This window comes from Rickettsia endosymbiont of Polydrusus tereticollis (assembly GCF_964026385.1).
Lineage (GTDB): Bacteria > Pseudomonadota > Alphaproteobacteria > Rickettsiales > Rickettsiaceae > Rickettsia.
Window position 1 is genome coordinate 1,071,358 of sequence record NZ_OZ032142.1, and the last position, 17,359, is coordinate 1,088,716.

A 17,359-nucleotide genomic window follows, 5' to 3' on the forward strand; every position below is an offset into this window, starting at 1 on the left:
TATATAGTGCAAAATTCTATTTTAATAAAAAATGAGGAAATGGTGATACTAACACGGAATATAATTAGTAACATAGTTGCAGGAGAGGTAACTAAAGAGGATTTAATAGAGCTTAAAGATACTTTAGGTAAAACGTCACAAGGAAAAGAAAGAAAAGCTTTTGTTAAGGCTTTAAATGAAGTTCTAGATAATAATAGTTTGCACAAATTAAATCATGCCGTAATGGAAAATGCCGTTGTCTTTTCTGATTGTGATCCAAGTTTTTTATGTCGTATCCCTGCCACTAAAATTTTTCAAGAATTATTTGTATTAGAGGCAAAACGCCAAGGGATGAAAGCAAAATTTGATGTAAACGGTAACTTAGAACCGTTGAAACCGGAAGATATACCGCCTGCTATTTTGGATCATTATGCTACACTAAAAGAACACTTGTACAATAAAATAGAAGTAAAATCGTCCTTAGATTTAGATACTAGAATAGCACAAAGTATTAATTTTATGGTGTATGGTCCTATAGTAAGAGAAAGTACTGATTATACAAAGCTATCAAATCTAGCTCAAGCTATTTTAGAGGTAGAAATTCAGAAAATCGACGGTAGTTATATTCAAGAGTTAAGTAAATCAGGAATTTCACAGTATATAGAGAAAGTTTTAAGAGAAACCGCTCTGCAAATTAATCCAATAAATAAAGATAAGACAGAAATTAAATTTATAACTGATAAAATTATTAAAGAAATTGGAAATGAGCTTAAAATAACTCCTGAATCAATAATTGTGGACTCAATAGAAAAATTAGAAGAGAAATTCCTTTTAGATAATAAACAGAAAGAGAAAATTTTTATTAAATTGTCTTCTTGTTTAGGAAATGTTGATAATATTCAGTTAATAGAAAAAAAAGAAAAATTAATAAGCATAATCTCACAGGAATTAGCAAATAATCGAACTAATTTTTCGAAAAAAATTAATATATTTTTGCCAAAATATTATAAAACTACTACCAAAAAATTAGAGGATATAGAAACGGAAATTATTAACCATATTGAAAAAGCAAAAATTTCTGAAGAAGTTTTTGAAGGGTTGCCTGATTGGTTAATTGAAGGGTTAAAGCAATGTTTTATAGGAAGAAAGACAGTAGAAAAGCATATCGAGCAATATAAGAAGGAGAAAGTTTCTAAAGTGTTGCCTGATTCGGTAACCGGTAGTGTAGAACAAAATCTGGATGATAGTGGGATAGCAATGTTAGGAGAAAATCATCCTACTTACTTCGGGGGCGAAGGAGCTTAAACATTTGCTTTTGTGTAAAATACAGCATAATTCATAAAGTTTGATATAAGCGAATTTTTTAGGACTCGCCTGTACTCACGTAGTTTATCTACGCTGTACAAGCTCGCCTTTAAATTAAGCTATTTTAGCTCTTTTTTGCTGCATAATTTAAATTTTGCTCACAGAGCCTAGCTATTTTCTTTAATTTATGTAAGGATTAAGTTATCTTAAAATACTAAAGCTTAAAACTATGCAAATAAAAGGTGAGTAAAAGTTATGATAGAAAAAGAAATAATAAATAGAATAATTGCAGGAGAAGTAACGGAAAATGATTTAATAAAGCTTAAAAATACTTTTGGTGCAAAAGCAAAAGAAAGAAAAGTTTTTATTAAAGTTTTAACTGCAAATTTAAGTGATGATGCTCTGCATAAGTTAAATCATGCAGTAATGGTAAATGCTGATACTCTTGTGCCTAATAATGATCCAAATTTTGTATGCCGTACCCCTGATACTAAAATTTTTCAGGAATTATTAGCGTTGGAAACAACACGTTTCGGCATGAAAGCTAAATTTGATGCCAAAGGTAACTTAGAACCGTTGAAGCCGGAAGATATACCGCCTGCTGTTTTGGATCATTATGCTACGCTACAAAAAAATTTTTATAATAAAAGAGATTCAAAAGATTCATTAGATAGTAGAATAGCACAAAGTATTAATTTTATCTTATATGCTCCTATAGTAAGAGAAGATGAAGCATATAAGAAACTAGACCCGTTAAGGGCTGCTCAAATAGAGGGAGAAATAGCAGAGCCTAAAGGAAAGTATATTAAGCAGTTAATCGAGTCTAAAGTTTCAAAGAAAGCTGTGCGGCAAACTAATGAACAAATGAATATTAAGGAAGATTCTATAATTGACAAATCAATAAAAAAATTAGAAGCAAAAAATGAAATATCAATAGATGATAAGCAGCGTAAGAAAATTATTAATAATCTATATCCTCTATTAGAAAATATTTCTTCTAATAACTTGGAAAAAAATAAAGCTGAGTTAATAAATAAAATTTCTAAAGAATTAAATAATAAAAAGACCCTTTTTACAAAATTAGCTAATTTTGTCGGGATAAAACGGTATAAAATTTCTACAAAAAATTTGAAAGAGATAGGGAAAGAAGTAACTAATAAATATAAAAATACAGAAGGAGATGAATTTAATATATCAAAAGCAATGCAATTAGAAGCAGAAAATATTGCAAAAGAGTTAATAAATGCTACCGGTAATAAATATACACCGGCAAATGAGGGATTAAAATCAATAAGTAAACTTAAAAAGTTACTAAAAACTCTTGATATACCGGAAGATAAAAAATCAAAAGTATTTATTATTACAGAGGAGCTAACAAGTTACATAGAAAACAGTTCTATGCTTCCTTCAGCTATGAAAGAACGACAGAAACAAAAAGACAGCAAAGTAAATAGTGTTGGGTATAAATATAAGTTGAAGAGTTGTCTACCGTCATTGCGAGGCGGCATTGTTGCGTGGATTGCAAAATGATTCCAATGTCATACCGTGGCTTGATCCTATGTTGTACGAACGTTGCTGTTAGCCTGATTATAACAGGAATTTATGTCATTCCCGCGGAGGCGGGAATCCAGGAAACCTAAAAAAACTTGTGTTTTGTAGGTTTATTTTATTAAATATATAATTTTTATATCAATATTAACGTTATTTTTTCTGGATTCCCGCCTCCGCGGGAATGACATACTGAACGTTCGTACAACACAGGGCTTGACCACGGTATCCAGAAAAAGCCTTAATAAAAAGACTGGATTCCGTGGTCAAGCCACGGCATGACACCCGAACGCTTTGCAAAAATTCGATACACGCAACAATGCCTCGCGGGAATGATATCAAAAATTCAAGACATGCAACAACGCTCGTACCGCCTCGCCACGACGGTATTATAATTATATATGAGCTTTTACTTGCTCAACGATATGAGCAAAACCTTCACTGTTATTTACAGCTAGTTCTGCAAGTACTTTACGGTCAATATCAATCTCGGCCTTTTTAAGACCTCCGACAAACTGAGAATATACCAAACCATGCTCACGAACCGCTGCATTTATTCTTTGAATCCATAAGCCTCTAAAATCACGCTTACGATTTCTACGATCTCTATAAGCATATTGCAGTGCTTTTTCTACTTTTTCAACGGCTACTCTAAAACAACTATTAGCTCGACCTCTATAACCTTTTGCCAGTTTGAGGATTTTTTTATGACGATTTTTTGAAATTTTTCCTGATTTTGCGCGTGTCATTACTTTTAACTCCTAATTTTTTATCTTCTGGTTAATTAATTTATGCCGTATGGAAGAAAATATTTTTTTATGTTATATCCATCTTGAGCACAAAGAATTGTAGTACCTCGAAGGTTACGAAGTTGAGCTTTAGTACGACGACGTCTAAAATGGTTTTTACGTGCTTGAGTTGCAATAACCTTGCCGCTGGCAGTTAGGTGAAAGCGCTTTTTTACGGCGGATTTTGTTTTTAATTTAGGCATAATGATCCTTATAAATTGGTATTTTAAGATTGTCCGGTAAATAAAATAGGCATACCAAAGCCACGTTACCGATGAAGTTACACAATAATAATATTCATCAATTATTGCAAGATATTTTTTAAGTTTCGTGCTATAATAAAGCTCATAGATCGTTTATTTTAAGTAAATAATTAAGTAAATTATGTTTGGAGAAAATCCTAAAAGAGGAATTTTACACGGCGACGGGACAAAATTAGAAGTTAAGGCAATTTTTAAAACTATTCAAGGGGAAGGGATTTTTGTCAGCGTTCCGGCTGTCTTTATAAGGCTCGGAGGATGTAATCTTGCCTGCAATTTTTGTGATACGGACTTTGAAGATTTTAATTTAGTAAATATAGATGATATTTTAGATAATGTTGAAAGTCTAATTTTGAATTCTAACAAAGAGAAAACTGTTAATCTAGTAGTAATAACGGGCGGTGAGCCGCTTCGTCAACCTATAGAGTTATTATGTCAGAGATTATTGGATAACGGTTTACAAGTGCAAATTGAGACTAACGGTACGTTATACCGCCCTTTGCCGAAAGAAATATCGGTAGTTTGTTCGCCAAAAGCCGGAAAAAACGGCTATTCTAAAATAAGAGAAGATTTATTACCCTATATTAGTGCAATAAAATTTATAGTTGCTAAAAATATTATGGAATATAATCATCTAGCAGAAGTCGGTCAAACTCGTTATAACATACCGGTTTTTATTCAACCGATGGATCAAAACGATTCAAAACTTAACGACGATAATAATAAATTAGCCGTTAAGCTTGCTTTAGAATCAGGTTATAGGTTATCTTTGCAGACGCATAAATTTTTAGGAATCGATTAGGTTTTGCCTTTGTTGTTGCATGGATCAAATTTTTGATGTCATTCCCGCGAAGGCGGGAATCCAGAGAATATTTAAGCGAATTATATAGTAAATTTTTATATAATTTTGCCTATTTTAACTGTTTTTTCTGGATTCCTGCCTACGCAGGAATGACATACGGCACTTTTTTAGAGCCACGCAACAATGCCCGCCGTAGCCAGGAATGACATAAAAAGATTGACTTTATAGCTTTATAACTATTATACTTCAACTGTATAATAATTATCTATCAATAATATTTAATAATATCATGAGATGTTCATCTTACTGCACAGCCTCTGAATATAAGATGGACGATTTAGTTGCAAATTTAAACAAAATTGGTCTTGAGCCGCAACATTTTGACGATGTTTTATACGTTCAGAAACAAAGAAGTAAAGATTCAGGTTATATAGATATCTTCTTTTTTCCATTTGGCTGCCTTACTATTTGGGGGGCTGATGAGAGTCAAGAAAAAATAATTTTAAGCGATATTGAATCAATCGCCATAGGTAAAATAAACGAACCGGTTGCCGACTTTATCTATTGTGAATATAATGAAGAAGTAGAAAAAACATTTATCGATGAAGAGCAGAATAAAATTATCCTTGCCGATAAATCAACTTTTGTCAAGCTCTCTATTTCCCATGCACTTGCTCAATCAGTAAAATTAAGTGTTTTAGAAAAATCGGTAAGTAACTTAATTGTTCAAACAACACCGATTCAGCAAGAATTAGCACGAACAGGTAGCGTATCACTGTCAAAAAAAGAAATATTACAGCAAATAGGTATTTTATTTAACGAACGATACTCCATTAGCTTACATAGTGATATACTCGATACTCCCGAATTTTTTTGGCGTCGTCCTAGTTACGAACCCTTATACCTAATGACTGCCGAATTTCAAGATATTCAAGTACGGCAAAATATTATGAATCATCGTTTAAATATGATTCATGAATTATTAGATATTCTTTCCAATGATCTTAACTATAAACATTCTACTAAACTTGAATGGATTATTATAATCCTAATCGGCTTAGAAGTGGTTTTGTCTTTAGCTCATGACAATCTTTTTTTTAAAATCCTCAGTGCTTTTTAAGGAATGCTTTTTTAATTAGATTTTTGAGCAATGTCTGACGGTTCTTTACCGGCATCGCCCTTAAGTAAATGTCAAGTGAGCGATTAACGGCATTAATAATAATTTTTTGATACAGATTTTTTGACCCACCAAGTTGTGCCGTTTCTAGGGATGTAATATAAGATAATCGGTCTTGTGGTCTTATAATTGCCGGCGGGTAGCCTGCCATAATCAAAATTAGATTCATTAAGAGGCGAGCAGTACGACCGTTCCCATCAGAAAATGGGTGGATTGTTACTAATCTATAATGAGCTTCTCCTGCAAGTTCTACTGGATGAATATCTGCCGCTGATTTTAGCCAAGCTATAAAATCCGTCATTAAATTTGGTACTTTCATATGGTTAGGCATTACAACCGTAGAGCCTGAGATACGCACCGGTATATTTCTATAATGACCGGCATTATAGTCATCAATACCATGCAGGATTATATTATGAATTGCTAAGATATCACTCTCTGTAATTTGATAAGGTTTTTTCAGACGGAGTTTATGAATAATATCTAAAGCCTTTGCATGGTTTGTTGCCTCAAGGTGTTCTACTAACGTTTTGCCGCCGATAGTCAAACCTTTCTCAATAACTATTGCAGTCTCTTTGCGTGATAAAGTATTGCCTTCAATAGCATTACTTGTATAAGTTAATTCTACCTTAAACCATTCATCCAAATTTTTAGTTAATTCCGGACTTAATGGACGCAAGGCATCAAGCTGACTTTTTTTCTTATCAAGAAGTTTATATTTCATATAAAAAAGTATAAAGCATTATGTATTACTACCGGATATCCGTACTAATCTTTTTTCGATCCATGCAACAAGGCTCTTTGCGGTTTCGCAATAACATTTCGGCTATCCAAAACTATAAAGCTTGTTCATAAATATTTATATTAACTAATAATACTAGAAGTTTGTACATATATTTAGTAATATCTCTACCATAAAATAAAAATGCTTAATAATGAAAAAACAAATTATTTATCCTAAATTAATTCCACGGATATTTTCTTCAGCTTTAGATTTAGCTTTATTATCAATCGTAACATTTCCTATTTTACATTATTGTTCTTCGAGTTTAATGGTTTTTTTCTATAAAGATTATTTTATTAAACATAATGTCGAGCTATATAATTATGCCCAAATGTTTATCGCAACCGTAAGACCGGAATTTGCGGATTATCTTAAAGCCGGTAATTTTAATAAATATCTCTCATATAATATTTCAATGCTCATCACTAACTTAACAATACTCGGTTCTTATTTTGTCGGTTTTTGGTATTATAAGGGTGCAACGCTTAGTAAAATGATTATGCATATGAAAATAGTTGATGCAGCAACTCTTGCAAAGCCGACAATATGGCAGTTAATAAGAAGATTTTTAGGATATATGACTTTTCCAATCGGCATTTGGCTTGTTCTTTTTTCTTCGCAAAGGCAAGCTTTGCATGATAAAATTGCCGGTACGGTAGTTATTAAAACTTAGTATACTGCTCATAATATCATTCCGGCAACGGTAGCATGGGTGTCAACTTAAGGAGCAAAAACGTAAGTCCGCCATTGCAAGGGGGCATTGGCATTATTGCATGGCTCGAATTTTCGATGTCATTCCCGCGAAAGCGGGAATCCAGAAAAAACACTTAAAATAAGCAAAATTATATAGAAATTTACTATATAATTCGCTTGAATATTCCCTGGATTCCCGCTTTTAGCTAGAATGACATATAGCACTTTTTTAGAACCATACAATAACGCCTGCACCTTCCTCGCCATGACGATTACGGCAGCCATGCGGGCATTGCCTTACGAAGCACTGAAGTTATATTTATATTATTTACTAAGGCTAATTTTAATACTTGATCGATATTGGCAACCGGCAAAATCTTAAGGCTATTTTTTATATTCGGCGGAATATCTTTTAAATCTTTGATATTTTCTTCCGGAATTAATACGGTGGTTATGCCCCCACGGCTAGCGGCAAGTAGTTTTTCTTTAAGCCCGCCGATCGGTAAAACATTTCCCCTTAGGGTAATTTCTCCGGTCATGGCAACGGTGCGATGAACAGGTATTTTGGTCATTAAAGAAACAATAGTAGTAAATAATGCACAGCCGGCTGACGGTCCGTCTTTAGGTATAGCACCTGCCGGGACGTGGATATGGATGTCAAGGTCTTTATAATCATCATATTTTAAGCCAAAACTGCTAGCTCTACTACGGAAGCAACTATAAGCGGCTGAAGCTGATTCTTTCATTACGTCCCCGAGCTTACCGGTAGTTTTAACTTCACCTTTTCCCGGGAATGCTAACGCCTCAATCGTTAAAAGTTCTCCTCCTACCTCGGTATAAGCGAGACCGGTAGTGCTACCGATTTGATTTTCCTTTTCGGCAAGCCCGAAATTATATTTTCTGACTCCTAAATACCCCTCAAGATTTTCTTTATTTATAACTATATGCTTGATAGTTTTATCGGATAAAATCTGTTTAAGGGCTTTTCTGGTCAATGCACCTATTTCTCTTTCTAAAGATCTTACGCCCGACTCTTTAGTATAATATCTAATTAAGTCTAAAATAACCTCATCGGTAATTTTAATTTCATCTTTCTTAATCTTATGCATTTTAAATTGCTTAGGTATCAAATAATTTTTAGCAATTTGTATTTTTTCTTCTTCCACATAACCGGAAATATCGATAATTTCCATCCTATCTCTTAAAGCTCTAGGTAAATTATAAGAATTAGCCGTGGCAATAAACATGACGTTTGAAAGATCATATTCTACTTCTAAATAATGATCGACAAAGTGGCTGTTTTGTTCGGGATCTAATAGCTCAAGCAAAGCAGATGCCGGATCGCCTCTAAAATCAGACCCCATTTTATCAATTTCGTCTAATAACATTACCGGATTACCGGTTTTAACTTTCTTTATTAAATTAATCGGTTTACCCGGCATTGATCCGAGATATGTTTTCCGGTGTCCCCTAATCTCAGCTTCGTCTCTAACGCCACCTAAAGCAAGCTTAGTGTATTTTCTACCCATCCCTTCAGCAATAGATTTTACTAAGGAAGTTTTGCCGACTCCCGGCGGACCGATCAAGCACAATATAGGTCCTTTAATTTTTTGAGAGCGCTCGAGTACTGCTAGATACTCGATAATCCTCTCCTTAACTTTTTCAAGTCCGAAATGATCACGTTCTAAAACTTTTGCCGCCTGATTAATGTTGATTTTATTTTGATTATACTTACCCCAAGGTAAGCTCAGCAAAATATCTAAGTAATTACGCACTACCGAAGATTCAGCCGACATTTGATTCATCATCTTCAATTTTTTTAATTCGGTTTCGGCTTTTTCCTTTGCTTCTTTGGAAAGTTTTAAAGTCTTAATTTTCTTTTCAATTTGTGCAAGCTCCGACTTATCTTCATCTAATTCTTTCTGGATAGCTTTCATTTGCTCATGCAAATAATAATCACGCTGAGTTTTCTCAATTTGTTTTTTTACTCGTTGCTGCAATGCCTGCTCAGTTTCTGAATGTACTAAATTAGAATTAAGTATTCCAATAATGGTGGTAATACGCTTAAATGGACTTGTTTCTTCTAATAAACTCTGCTTGGCATCAAGTGAAGTAATTAAATGTGAAGCTAAAATATTAATTATATTAATAAAGTTAGTGTTATCATTTATTTCTTTAGTTATAGCATCAATAATTTCGGCATTAATTTTTTTATTGGTAACGGCATATTGAGTAAATAATTGAATGGCATTATTTACCAATTCTCGCATATTAGCGACATCAAAGATTTCTTCATCGGGTATAATTTCGTAATCAGCTTCAAACCCATTTTCATCTGAAATATTAGATAATTTTACTCTAGTGATTGATTCGATAAGAATTTTTGCCGTGCTATTCGGTAATTTTACCACTTGAATAATTTTGGCAAGAACCCCGATAGTATGAAGTTCTCGTTTATTCGGTAAGTCTTGGCTCGTTTTTTTCTGTAGAGATAATAACATATGCTTACTATTATCTTCTGCGGAAATCGTGGTATTAGATAACGCTTGCAGGGATTTTTGTCTCCCTACGAAAACAGGGGCAATAATCCCCGGAAATATTACTATATCCCGTAATGCCATTAACGGCAGGTTTTTTTTTCTCATTATTTAAAACCTTAAAGAAATTTTATATGGCTTAAGCCAATTATTAGGTATATATATAATATAGCATTAACCTTATTTCAAGTTACCGATCTAATATATATGAATTTATTACTTCAGCCTCCTGAAACAATAGCAATAGCACAGAATAGAGTAAAACAATATCTGCATTTAACGCCTATAATTCAATCAGAAACTTTAAATGAGATGCTAGGGCATGATATTTTCTTTAAAGTTGAATCACTTCAAAAAACCGGAGCTTTTAAAGTTAGAGGGGTTTTAAATCATTTATTAGAGTTAAAAGAACAAGGAAAATTACCCGATAAAATTGTAGCATATAGTACGGGTAATCACGGCATCGGTCTTGCTTGGGTAGCACAATTGCTTAACGTACACGCTAGGATTTATTTGCCGCAAAATACTTCAAAAGTTAAACAGCAAGCGGCAAAGCATTACGGCGGGGAAGTGATATTTACGGAAACAAGACAAGAGGCAGAAGATAGGGCAAAAAAAGACGCAGAAAATGGTTTTTACTATTTGCATCCTTCAGATAGTGATTCAACCATTGCCGGAGCCGGCACTATGTGTTACGAAGCATTACGGCAATTAGGGTTTTGTCCCGACGCTATTTTTGCCTCTTGCGGAGGAGGAGGGTTAATTGCCGGTTCATATCTGGCAAAAGAACTAGCTTCTCCTTCAAGCTTGCTTATGGGCTGTGAACCTATGGAAGCAAATGATGCTTTTTTATCTCTTAAAAATGACTCAATATATAAATTTGTCGAATCTCCGAAAACTATTGCGGATGGTCTTAGGACTTTAAGTATTTCGCTGCGTACTTTTCATTATTTAAAAAAACTCGATAAATTATTTTTAGCCGATGAATATGGGATATATTACTGGACTGCTTGGCTTACTCATTTACTAAAAGTTATATGCGAACCGTCAAGCGCTATAAATATGGTAGGGGTAGTTGATTGGTTAAAAACTCAATCGAAGAGCAAAAAGATATTGGTGCTGATATCAGGCGGCAATATTGATCCTGTTCTTTATAATGAGCTTTCTAAAGAAAAATACCTCGCAATTTTGCCCAGCGTAGATTAAAATCCTTTAGCAGCCTTGTTGCATGGATACCTAATCCGTCACGGCGAGACGCCTTTTGGTGTCGTGGTCAGTATCGAACATATTACTTCTTAACCAAAATCCTGCGTAATACTATTACCGAGGCGATTAATATTATTAATAAGCCTATAAAAAAGCTTAATGTAATAGGCAATGACTTAAAATTTTGCCATAATAACATACTGAAAAACGGCGTGGCAGAAGATAAAATTATACCCCCCAAAGAGTGGGATAAGCTATACATTCGCACTTTGCTTGTCGTAATAAATAATGATTGGATAATAATTTGTAGAGGTACGGCATAGAATGCCGCTAGTCCTATAAGAAGTATGGGACAGTAAATTATAAATATTTGATTATGTAATAAAATTTGCATAATTAATGCAGTTCCAAGGCTCAAAGTCAAAGAAACTATAATTTGTTTTAAAGGGTTTATTTTGCCGGCGAGCAAACCGGAAAATATTGCAGCAATTGCATAGGTAATAATTAAGATTATATTCATAGTTTGAGCTTGATTAGGCTCAATGATACAGGCTACTTTTGATAAAAAGACCCCTAAAAAAATTACTAAGAAATGATAAACGCCGCCGATAGAGCCGTTGACAAGCATAGCTATAATAAATTTTAGTCTGGTATCTTGTAAAATTTGCCACAAATTTTTATCCTCTTTGGTAGGATGTTTTTTTCGGTAATATAAAAATTCTTCGCTCTCCTTAAAAAACTTTCTCATTAAAATAGCAAGTATGCCAAAAATTCCGCCGATAAGAAAATTTAATCGCCATAAATATCCGAACGAATCAAAATTACTAGCGTAATAATAGGCTATAGCGGCAAATAATGCACCGACTTGGCTACAACTAACAACTAGCCCGTTAGTTAGATTTTTGAGGTTGCTGCCGGCTTTTTCAGCTACATAAATTTTTACGGCGTCAACTTCACCGGCAAGACTCATTAAAAAAACCATTCGGCAGAATATCAACATGATAACGGCAAAATTGCCGATTTGTGCGAAGCTAGGAGTGATAGCGATTAGGCTTGTTGAAAGAGTAGCAACAATTACTGAGATTTTAACCGATTTAGTACGACCGTATTTATCTCCTATAAAGCCGAATATTAAGGAGCCTATCGGTCTTGCTATAACCGAACCTCCGAGTATTGCAAAGAAGCCGAGTATTTGCATATCGTGAGTAGCAGGCGGTAAAAAATTCTTGGCTAAGATGCTAGCCGAAAGACCGAATAAAGCGTAATCATAATAACGAATGATCGTTATAAAAAAGGCAATTAAAAAAGCTGAATGTTGCATATGGTTATAATTCAGAGTATAATTATCGAATGGTGTCACTCTAGTTCCTTGATCGACGTTGTTGTGTGGATGGATAAAAGTAGAAGTATGTCATTCCCGCGAAGGCGGGAATCCAGAAAAAACACTTAAAATAAGCAAAATTATATAAAAATTTATTATATAATTCGCTTAAATATTCTCTGGATTCCCGCTTTCGCGGGAATGACATCAAAACAACAACGCCGATTGCGAGTTAACAATATAATTATAACAGTAATAGGAAATATTTATGAATTGTTTTTTTAGATTAATAAAATATTTGGTTTATACTTTCCTATATCTAGCAATTACCGTTATAGTAACCTATATTATTTTTGCTGAAGGTGTACCTGATGACGGGCAGTGCCACGCTATGGAGCGACCTTTATTTATTCATTATATTTTAGCATTTATTATTACGGGGTTGCCGATGCTTGCATATATATATTATAGAAATAAAAAATTAAAGCCAAAAAAGATAAACAAATAAAATGATTGGTAAGTTAAGCGGTAAAATAGATTCTTGTTTTGATGATTATGTTATAGTCGACGTGAACGGGGTAGGGTATTTGGTATATGCTTCCGGTAAAACTTTGCGTAAATTGCCGGAAGGGGAATTTTGTCGATTATTTATCGAAACTCATGTTAGAGAGGATCATATTCACCTTTACGGGTTTTTATCTTTAGAAGAAAAAGCCTTTTTTAATTTATTGCAATCGGTTAGCGGTATCGGTACTAGAATGGCTTTGTCTATTTTGTCTAGCTTGACGCCGCTAGAGATTCAACTAGCCGTAAATCAAGCGGATAAGAACAGTTTTAAAGCCGTTTCAGGGGTAGGAGCAAAACTTGCTGAAAGGATAATTATGGAGTTGAAGGATAAAGTTTTAATAGGAACCGGCTCTACTGCCGCAATTAAAAGCGATTTAAATTTAGGCGGTATTAGTCCGGTTGCTAGCTCTGAAGTAATAAAGGCTTTAAGCAATCTCGGCTTTAATAGATTTGAAGCTCAAAATGTCGTGCAAGAACTTATTGCAAAAAATCCTGAAATCTCTATTAATGAATTAATTAAACTTGCTTTAAAAAATCGTGGCTCTAATGTCTGAAAAGGTTTCTGACAATATTTTATCGGTTGAAGAAAATCCAAATGATCAAGAATTCTCCCTAAGACCTTCTTATTTACAGGAATTTGTCGGGCAACAACAAATTAAAGAAAATTTATCGATTTTTATTCAAGCGGCTAAATCAAGGTTTGAGCATTTAGATCATACATTATTTTACGGTCCTCCGGGTCTTGGCAAAACTACCTTAGCAAAAATTATTTCTAATGAACTTGGCGGAAATTTTAAATCCACCTCCGGACCGGCAATATTAAAAGCTGCCGACTTGGCGGCAATTCTAACCAATCTAGAAAAGAACGACGTATTATTTATTGATGAAATTCATCGCCTTAATATTGCTGTTGAAGAAGTTTTATATCCGGCCATGGAGGATTTTGTTTTAGATATTATTATCGGTGAAGGACCGGCGGCAAGATCGGTAAAAATAAATTTACCGCCATTTACTTTAATCGGTGCTACTACTAGGCTTGGGTTATTAAGCAGTCCGTTAAGGGATCGCTTCGGTATTCCACTGCGTTTAAATTTTTATAACGTCGAGGAATTAAAAAAAGTATTAAATAGAGCAAGCAAGCTACTTGCGATTAGCTTAACCGATTGCGGTTCTGAAGAAATAGCCAAAAGAAGTAGAGGAACACCGAGAATTGCTTTAAGGCTTGTTAAACGAATAAGAGATTTTGCCGCCGTTGACGGTAAATTAGAAATTGATAAAATTGTTGCAAATTTGGCGTTAAATCGTTTAGAAGTCGATAGCATCGGGCTTGATAGTAACGATGAGCGATATCTAAAATTTATTGCCGATAATTACGGCGATAGACCGGTTGGAATTGAGACGATTGCTGCAGCTTTATCCGAACAACGTGACGCACTTGAAGAGACAATAGAGCCGTATTTAATTCAAATAGGTTTTTTACAGCGTACCCCTAGAGGAAGAGTAATAACGCTTAATGCTTTTGAACATTTAGGATTGCCGACTCCGAACCCAAACCGCAATAACAGTCAATATAACATTTTTAACGAAGGATAAAATTTTGTCGTCAGTAAAAATATCAAATCACGATTATAACGCTACCGAAGTCATAAAGAGACTGCTTAAAAATTTTATTAAGCCCTATTCTAAAAAAATATTTCTGGCAATATTTTTTATGATTATCTCGGCTATTTGTTCGGCAAATATTGTTAAATCTGTTCAGCCGATCATCGATCAAATATTTCTAACGCACGATAAGAAGATGCTTTTATTAATGCCTTTTATGATTACCTCAATGTTTTTTATAAAAGGTGTTTCAGAATATTATCAGAATTATTTAGTTAAATATATTGGACAATGTATTTTAACCGATTTGCAAATGAAGATGTATGAACATTTATTGTGTGCCGATATTTCTTTTATCCAGTCGCAATCCTCGGCAAGGATAATATCACGCTTTACAAATGATATTACTATGATGCGTGGGGCAGTTTCAAATCTACTTGTCGGCTGTGCTAAATATTTTTTTACCGTATTATTTTTAATAATAGTAATGTTTAAGTTAGAGCCGGTAATATCTTGCGTAACTTTTTTTGTTTTCCCCCTTGCTATTTATCCGGTGCAAAAATTAGGTAGAAGAATACGAAAAATATCGACGCAGTCACAAGAAGAGCTAGGGCATTATACTTCACGCCTTGATGAGACATTTCAATCGATTAAGATCGTAAAGTCTTTTGTCGGTGAGAAAATAGAAAGCAATAGAGCATTATTAATCGTCAATAATATTTTAAGCTTCTATAAAAAGACTTCAAAATTAGATGCTTTAGTTTCACCTATTATGGAGACGTTAAGCGGGATTGCTATCGGCGGTATTATATGGTATGGGGGCAGTTTAGTAATGGAGGGCAAAACTACCCCGGGTGCGTTATTTGCTTTTTTAACAGCTTTTGCTACGGCTTATAGACCTTTTAAAAGTTTAGTCTCGTTAAATGTTAATTTACAAGAAGGCATAGCTGCTGCGAAAAGGGTTTTTAATATTTTAGATACTAAGCCGATTATAAAAGATCACGCAAATGCTTTACATGTCGATTTTACTAATCCTAAGATAGTTTTTAAACAAGTTGGATTAAATTTTCAGAGTAAAACAGCTATAAAATTAGTTGATTTAAAATTACCGCCTAATAAAATTATTGCTTTTGTCGGGCGTTCGGGAAGCGGTAAAACCTCGCTCGGCAACTTACTAGTCAGGTTTTACGATCCAAGTGCAGGAGAAATTTTAATTAACGGTTACAATATCAAAGACGTTAAAATTGTTTCACTGCGAAAGCAGATTTCATTAGTAACTCAGGACACTCATTTATTCGATACAAGTGTTGCCGAAAATATTGCTTATGGGAATATAAATGCAACAAGAGAGCAAATAATTACCGCAGCAAAATACGCTGATGCCGATGAGTTTATTATGCGTTTACCTGATGGCTATGATACTGTAATAGGTACCCAAGGAACGACTCTGTCAGGTGGGCAACGTCAACGTTTATCGATAGCAAGGGCATTTTTAAAAGACTCTCCTATTTTAATCTGGGATGAGGCCACGAGTTCTTTAGACCAAAATTCCGAGCAGAAAATTATAAAGTCACTAAAAGAACTACGCCAAGGAAAAACCACTTTAATTATTACTCATCGCTTAGCGAGTATTACTGACCTTGACGATATAATAGTTATGAAAGCCGGTAGTATTTGTGAACAAGGAACTCATGAACAATTGTTAGCAAATAAGGGAGAATATTACACGCTGTATAATAAAGAGTTGAAAGAAAGTAGTTAATCTTTACTTCGTCATTGTGAGCGGGTGCCGGTGCGTGGATAGAATTTTTGCAAAGCGTTCGGGTGTCATGCCGTGGCTTGTACTGCTGTTATTGCATGGATCAAGTTGCGGGATGACACACTGATTTCTCGATCCATGCAACAACGCCGTTAATTCTCTAAAAAGTAGAATAGCTCTCTTACTTAGTTTTGATAAGAGAGCCGTTAAGAAGCGTACTTAGTTATTTTACTTCAATTTTTCTGGAAGTGCTTTGTTCTTTTTTTGGTATTTTTATATGCAATATACCATTTTCGAAACGAGCATCTATATCTTCTTCATTGATATTTAACGGCAAACTTACTAAATTATATTCTGTGGTATATCGGTTAAACCGGAATTCGTCAAAGAATAAAAATCATTATTAAATACTCAAGGGTTTTCAAAAGACTTACTTAGAATTATTACTAAAGATGAAAATACACTGGAGGAGGATATTTATGAGCTTTCTAAATTTGCTTTAATAGCTAATATAGATGCTGATAAAAATAATCCAGTTTTTGAGATGCATGATATTATAGCTCAAAAAATAATGGAGATAAATGGATATCAGAATAATAAGTCCAATTTTGAAGTTATTGTCGACAAAGTAACCGAGGCTTTACCTGCCACTATGCACACAGGGCATATTTTTCGTAACGGTAAAACCATAAGTGAAAATTTAAAAATAATTTTTAGTAATCAACAAAAATATAATCTTAGTATATATAAGGTGCTACCACTAATAGGAGGATATTATAAACATCGATTATAATTTAGCTAATGTATATATTTCGTTAGGACAAATGCAAAAAGCTCAAAATGAAATTAACAAAATGCAAAAAATGTTTGATAGCGGTATTATAGATATGCAGGAAATAGGCATGTTGCATTTAATAAAAGCCAAATTTTATCACTACAATGGTAATGAAGATATGGCTTTAGAGGAAAGCAATAAAGATATCCTAGAAACTTCTAAATGGATCTTGCAGATATAAATCTGGATTATAAAG

Annotated in this window: 18 protein-coding genes; 12 read left to right on the forward strand and 6 right to left on the reverse strand. The window is 33.9% G+C overall.

All coding sequences use genetic code 11. From position 1 onward, the window contains the following. Positions 1–6: 6 nt before the first annotated feature. A complete protein-coding gene (locus tag AAGD48_RS05160) occupies positions 7–1,284 on the forward strand; it encodes a DUF5410 family protein (protein ID WP_341790684.1) in 1,278 nt (425 codons plus the stop codon). A 255-nt stretch (positions 1,285–1,539) separates the two neighbouring features. Continuing rightward, positions 1,540–2,814: a DUF5410 family protein gene (locus AAGD48_RS05165; RefSeq protein ID WP_341790685.1), complete on the forward strand. Its 1,275-nt coding sequence runs from the start codon at positions 1,540–1,542 to the stop codon at positions 2,812–2,814. Positions 2,815–3,227: 413 nt separating this feature from the next. Here AAGD48_RS05165 and rplT read toward each other — a convergent pair whose 3' ends face one another. Then, positions 3,228–3,581, reverse strand: a complete 354-nt coding sequence (rplT, locus tag AAGD48_RS05170) for a 50S ribosomal protein L20 (protein WP_341790686.1) — start codon at positions 3,579–3,581, stop codon at positions 3,228–3,230. 35 nt (positions 3,582–3,616) lie between these two features. Continuing rightward, positions 3,617–3,823, reverse strand: coding sequence for a 50S ribosomal protein L35 (gene rpmI, locus AAGD48_RS05175; protein WP_341790687.1), 207 nt, complete (start codon positions 3,821–3,823; stop codon positions 3,617–3,619). A gap of 181 nt (positions 3,824–4,004) precedes the next feature. Between rpmI and AAGD48_RS05180 the strand changes: the two genes are divergently transcribed. Further along, on the forward strand, positions 4,005–4,682 hold the full coding sequence (locus tag AAGD48_RS05180) for a 7-carboxy-7-deazaguanine synthase QueE (RefSeq protein WP_341790688.1): 678 nt from the start codon (positions 4,005–4,007) through the stop codon (positions 4,680–4,682). Between the two features lie 328 nt (positions 4,683–5,010). Further along, positions 5,011–5,802, forward strand: coding sequence for an RMD1 family protein (locus tag AAGD48_RS05185; protein WP_341790689.1), 792 nt, complete (start codon positions 5,011–5,013; stop codon positions 5,800–5,802). Here the strand turns inward: AAGD48_RS05185 and AAGD48_RS05190 are convergent. Continuing rightward, entirely contained in the window at positions 5,789–6,583 is a 795-nt protein-coding gene (locus AAGD48_RS05190; RefSeq protein ID WP_341790690.1) for a Fic family protein, read from the reverse strand. The genes AAGD48_RS05185 and AAGD48_RS05190 overlap by 14 nt on opposite strands. Positions 6,584–6,794: 211 nt before the next feature. Between AAGD48_RS05190 and AAGD48_RS05195 the strand changes: the two genes are divergently transcribed. Beyond that, complete coding sequence (locus AAGD48_RS05195) at positions 6,795–7,316, forward strand: RDD family protein (RefSeq protein WP_341790691.1); 522 nt, start codon at positions 6,795–6,797, stop codon at positions 7,314–7,316. Positions 7,317–7,608: 292 nt separating this feature from the next. On the opposite strand, the gene lon is transcribed toward AAGD48_RS05195, so the two are convergent. Next, positions 7,609–9,981: an endopeptidase La gene (gene lon / locus AAGD48_RS05200; protein ID WP_341790692.1), complete on the reverse strand. Its 2,373-nt coding sequence runs from the start codon at positions 9,979–9,981 to the stop codon at positions 7,609–7,611. 99 nt (positions 9,982–10,080) lie between these two features. Here lon and AAGD48_RS05205 point away from each other — a divergent pair, with 99 nt between their 5' ends. Continuing rightward, positions 10,081–11,079 carry a serine/threonine dehydratase gene (locus tag AAGD48_RS05205; RefSeq protein WP_341790693.1) on the forward strand — a complete coding sequence of 333 codons (999 nt, stop codon included), beginning with the start codon at positions 10,081–10,083 and terminating at the stop codon, positions 11,077–11,079. An 82-nt stretch (positions 11,080–11,161) separates the two neighbouring features. On the opposite strand, the gene AAGD48_RS05210 is transcribed toward AAGD48_RS05205, so the two are convergent. Next, positions 11,162–12,400, reverse strand: coding sequence for an MFS transporter (locus AAGD48_RS05210; protein ID WP_341790694.1), 1,239 nt, complete (start codon positions 12,398–12,400; stop codon positions 11,162–11,164). A gap of 268 nt (positions 12,401–12,668) precedes the next feature. On the opposite strand from AAGD48_RS05210, the gene AAGD48_RS05215 reads away from it, so the two are divergent. The 4 genes from AAGD48_RS05215 to AAGD48_RS05230 are packed head-to-tail and all read left to right on the forward strand — an operon-like array spanning position 12,669 to position 16,331. Then, positions 12,669–12,908, forward strand: coding sequence for a Holliday junction ATP-dependent DNA helicase RuvA (locus tag AAGD48_RS05215; protein ID WP_341790695.1), 240 nt, complete (start codon positions 12,669–12,671; stop codon positions 12,906–12,908). A 1-nt stretch (position 12,909) separates the two neighbouring features. Next, positions 12,910–13,521, forward strand: a complete 612-nt coding sequence (gene ruvA, locus AAGD48_RS05220) for a Holliday junction branch migration protein RuvA (RefSeq protein WP_341790696.1) — start codon at positions 12,910–12,912, stop codon at positions 13,519–13,521. Continuing rightward, a complete protein-coding gene (gene ruvB / locus AAGD48_RS05225) occupies positions 13,514–14,560 on the forward strand; it encodes a Holliday junction branch migration DNA helicase RuvB (RefSeq protein WP_341790697.1) in 1,047 nt (348 codons plus the stop codon). Before ruvA ends, ruvB begins: the two co-directional genes overlap by 8 nt. 19 nt (positions 14,561–14,579) lie before the next feature. Then, a complete protein-coding gene (locus tag AAGD48_RS05230) occupies positions 14,580–16,331 on the forward strand; it encodes an ABC transporter ATP-binding protein (RefSeq protein ID WP_341790745.1) in 1,752 nt (583 codons plus the stop codon). 220 nt (positions 16,332–16,551) lie between these two features. On the opposite strand, the gene AAGD48_RS05235 is transcribed toward AAGD48_RS05230, so the two are convergent. Further along, entirely contained in the window at positions 16,552–16,665 is a 114-nt protein-coding gene (locus AAGD48_RS05235) for an Hsp20/alpha crystallin family protein (protein WP_341789273.1), read from the reverse strand. Positions 16,666–16,872: 207 nt separating this feature from the next. Here AAGD48_RS05235 and AAGD48_RS05240 point away from each other — a divergent pair, with 207 nt between their 5' ends. Together AAGD48_RS05240 and AAGD48_RS05245 are read left to right on the forward strand one after the other, a co-directional pair. Continuing rightward, positions 16,873–17,121, forward strand: a complete 249-nt coding sequence (locus AAGD48_RS05240) for a hypothetical protein (protein ID WP_341789274.1) — start codon at positions 16,873–16,875, stop codon at positions 17,119–17,121. A 31-nt stretch (positions 17,122–17,152) separates the two neighbouring features. Continuing rightward, a complete protein-coding gene (locus AAGD48_RS05245) occupies positions 17,153–17,344 on the forward strand; it encodes a hypothetical protein (RefSeq protein ID WP_341789275.1) in 192 nt (63 codons plus the stop codon). Positions 17,345–17,359 lie beyond the last annotated feature (15 nt).

Excerpts from the sequence above, each read along its gene's own strand:
- AAGD48_RS05165 (WP_341790685.1), top strand. The coding sequence starts at position 1,540 with ATGATAGAAAAAGAAATAATAAATAGAATAATTGCAGGAGAAGTAACG.
- rplT (WP_341790686.1), bottom strand. The coding sequence starts at position 3,581 with ATGACACGCGCAAAATCAGGAAAAATTTCAAAAAATCGTCATAAAAAA.
- rpmI (WP_341790687.1), bottom strand. The coding sequence starts at position 3,823 with ATGCCTAAATTAAAAACAAAATCCGCCGTAAAAAAGCGCTTTCACCTA.
- AAGD48_RS05180 (WP_341790688.1), top strand. The coding sequence starts at position 4,005 with ATGTTTGGAGAAAATCCTAAAAGAGGAATTTTACACGGCGACGGGACA.
- AAGD48_RS05185 (WP_341790689.1), top strand. The coding sequence starts at position 5,011 with ATGGACGATTTAGTTGCAAATTTAAACAAAATTGGTCTTGAGCCGCAA.
- AAGD48_RS05190 (WP_341790690.1), bottom strand. The coding sequence starts at position 6,583 with ATGAAATATAAACTTCTTGATAAGAAAAAAAGTCAGCTTGATGCCTTG.
- AAGD48_RS05195 (WP_341790691.1), top strand. The coding sequence starts at position 6,795 with ATGAAAAAACAAATTATTTATCCTAAATTAATTCCACGGATATTTTCT.
- lon (WP_341790692.1), bottom strand. The coding sequence starts at position 9,981 with ATGAGAAAAAAAAACCTGCCGTTAATGGCATTACGGGATATAGTAATA.
- AAGD48_RS05205 (WP_341790693.1), top strand. The coding sequence starts at position 10,081 with ATGAATTTATTACTTCAGCCTCCTGAAACAATAGCAATAGCACAGAAT.
- AAGD48_RS05210 (WP_341790694.1), bottom strand. The coding sequence starts at position 12,400 with ATGCAACATTCAGCTTTTTTAATTGCCTTTTTTATAACGATCATTCGT.
- AAGD48_RS05215 (WP_341790695.1), top strand. The coding sequence starts at position 12,669 with ATGAATTGTTTTTTTAGATTAATAAAATATTTGGTTTATACTTTCCTA.
- ruvA (WP_341790696.1), top strand. The coding sequence starts at position 12,910 with ATGATTGGTAAGTTAAGCGGTAAAATAGATTCTTGTTTTGATGATTAT.
- ruvB (WP_341790697.1), top strand. The coding sequence starts at position 13,514 with ATGTCTGAAAAGGTTTCTGACAATATTTTATCGGTTGAAGAAAATCCA.
- AAGD48_RS05240 (WP_341789274.1), top strand. The coding sequence starts at position 16,873 with ATGCATGATATTATAGCTCAAAAAATAATGGAGATAAATGGATATCAG.
- AAGD48_RS05245 (WP_341789275.1), top strand. The coding sequence starts at position 17,153 with ATGCAAAAAGCTCAAAATGAAATTAACAAAATGCAAAAAATGTTTGAT.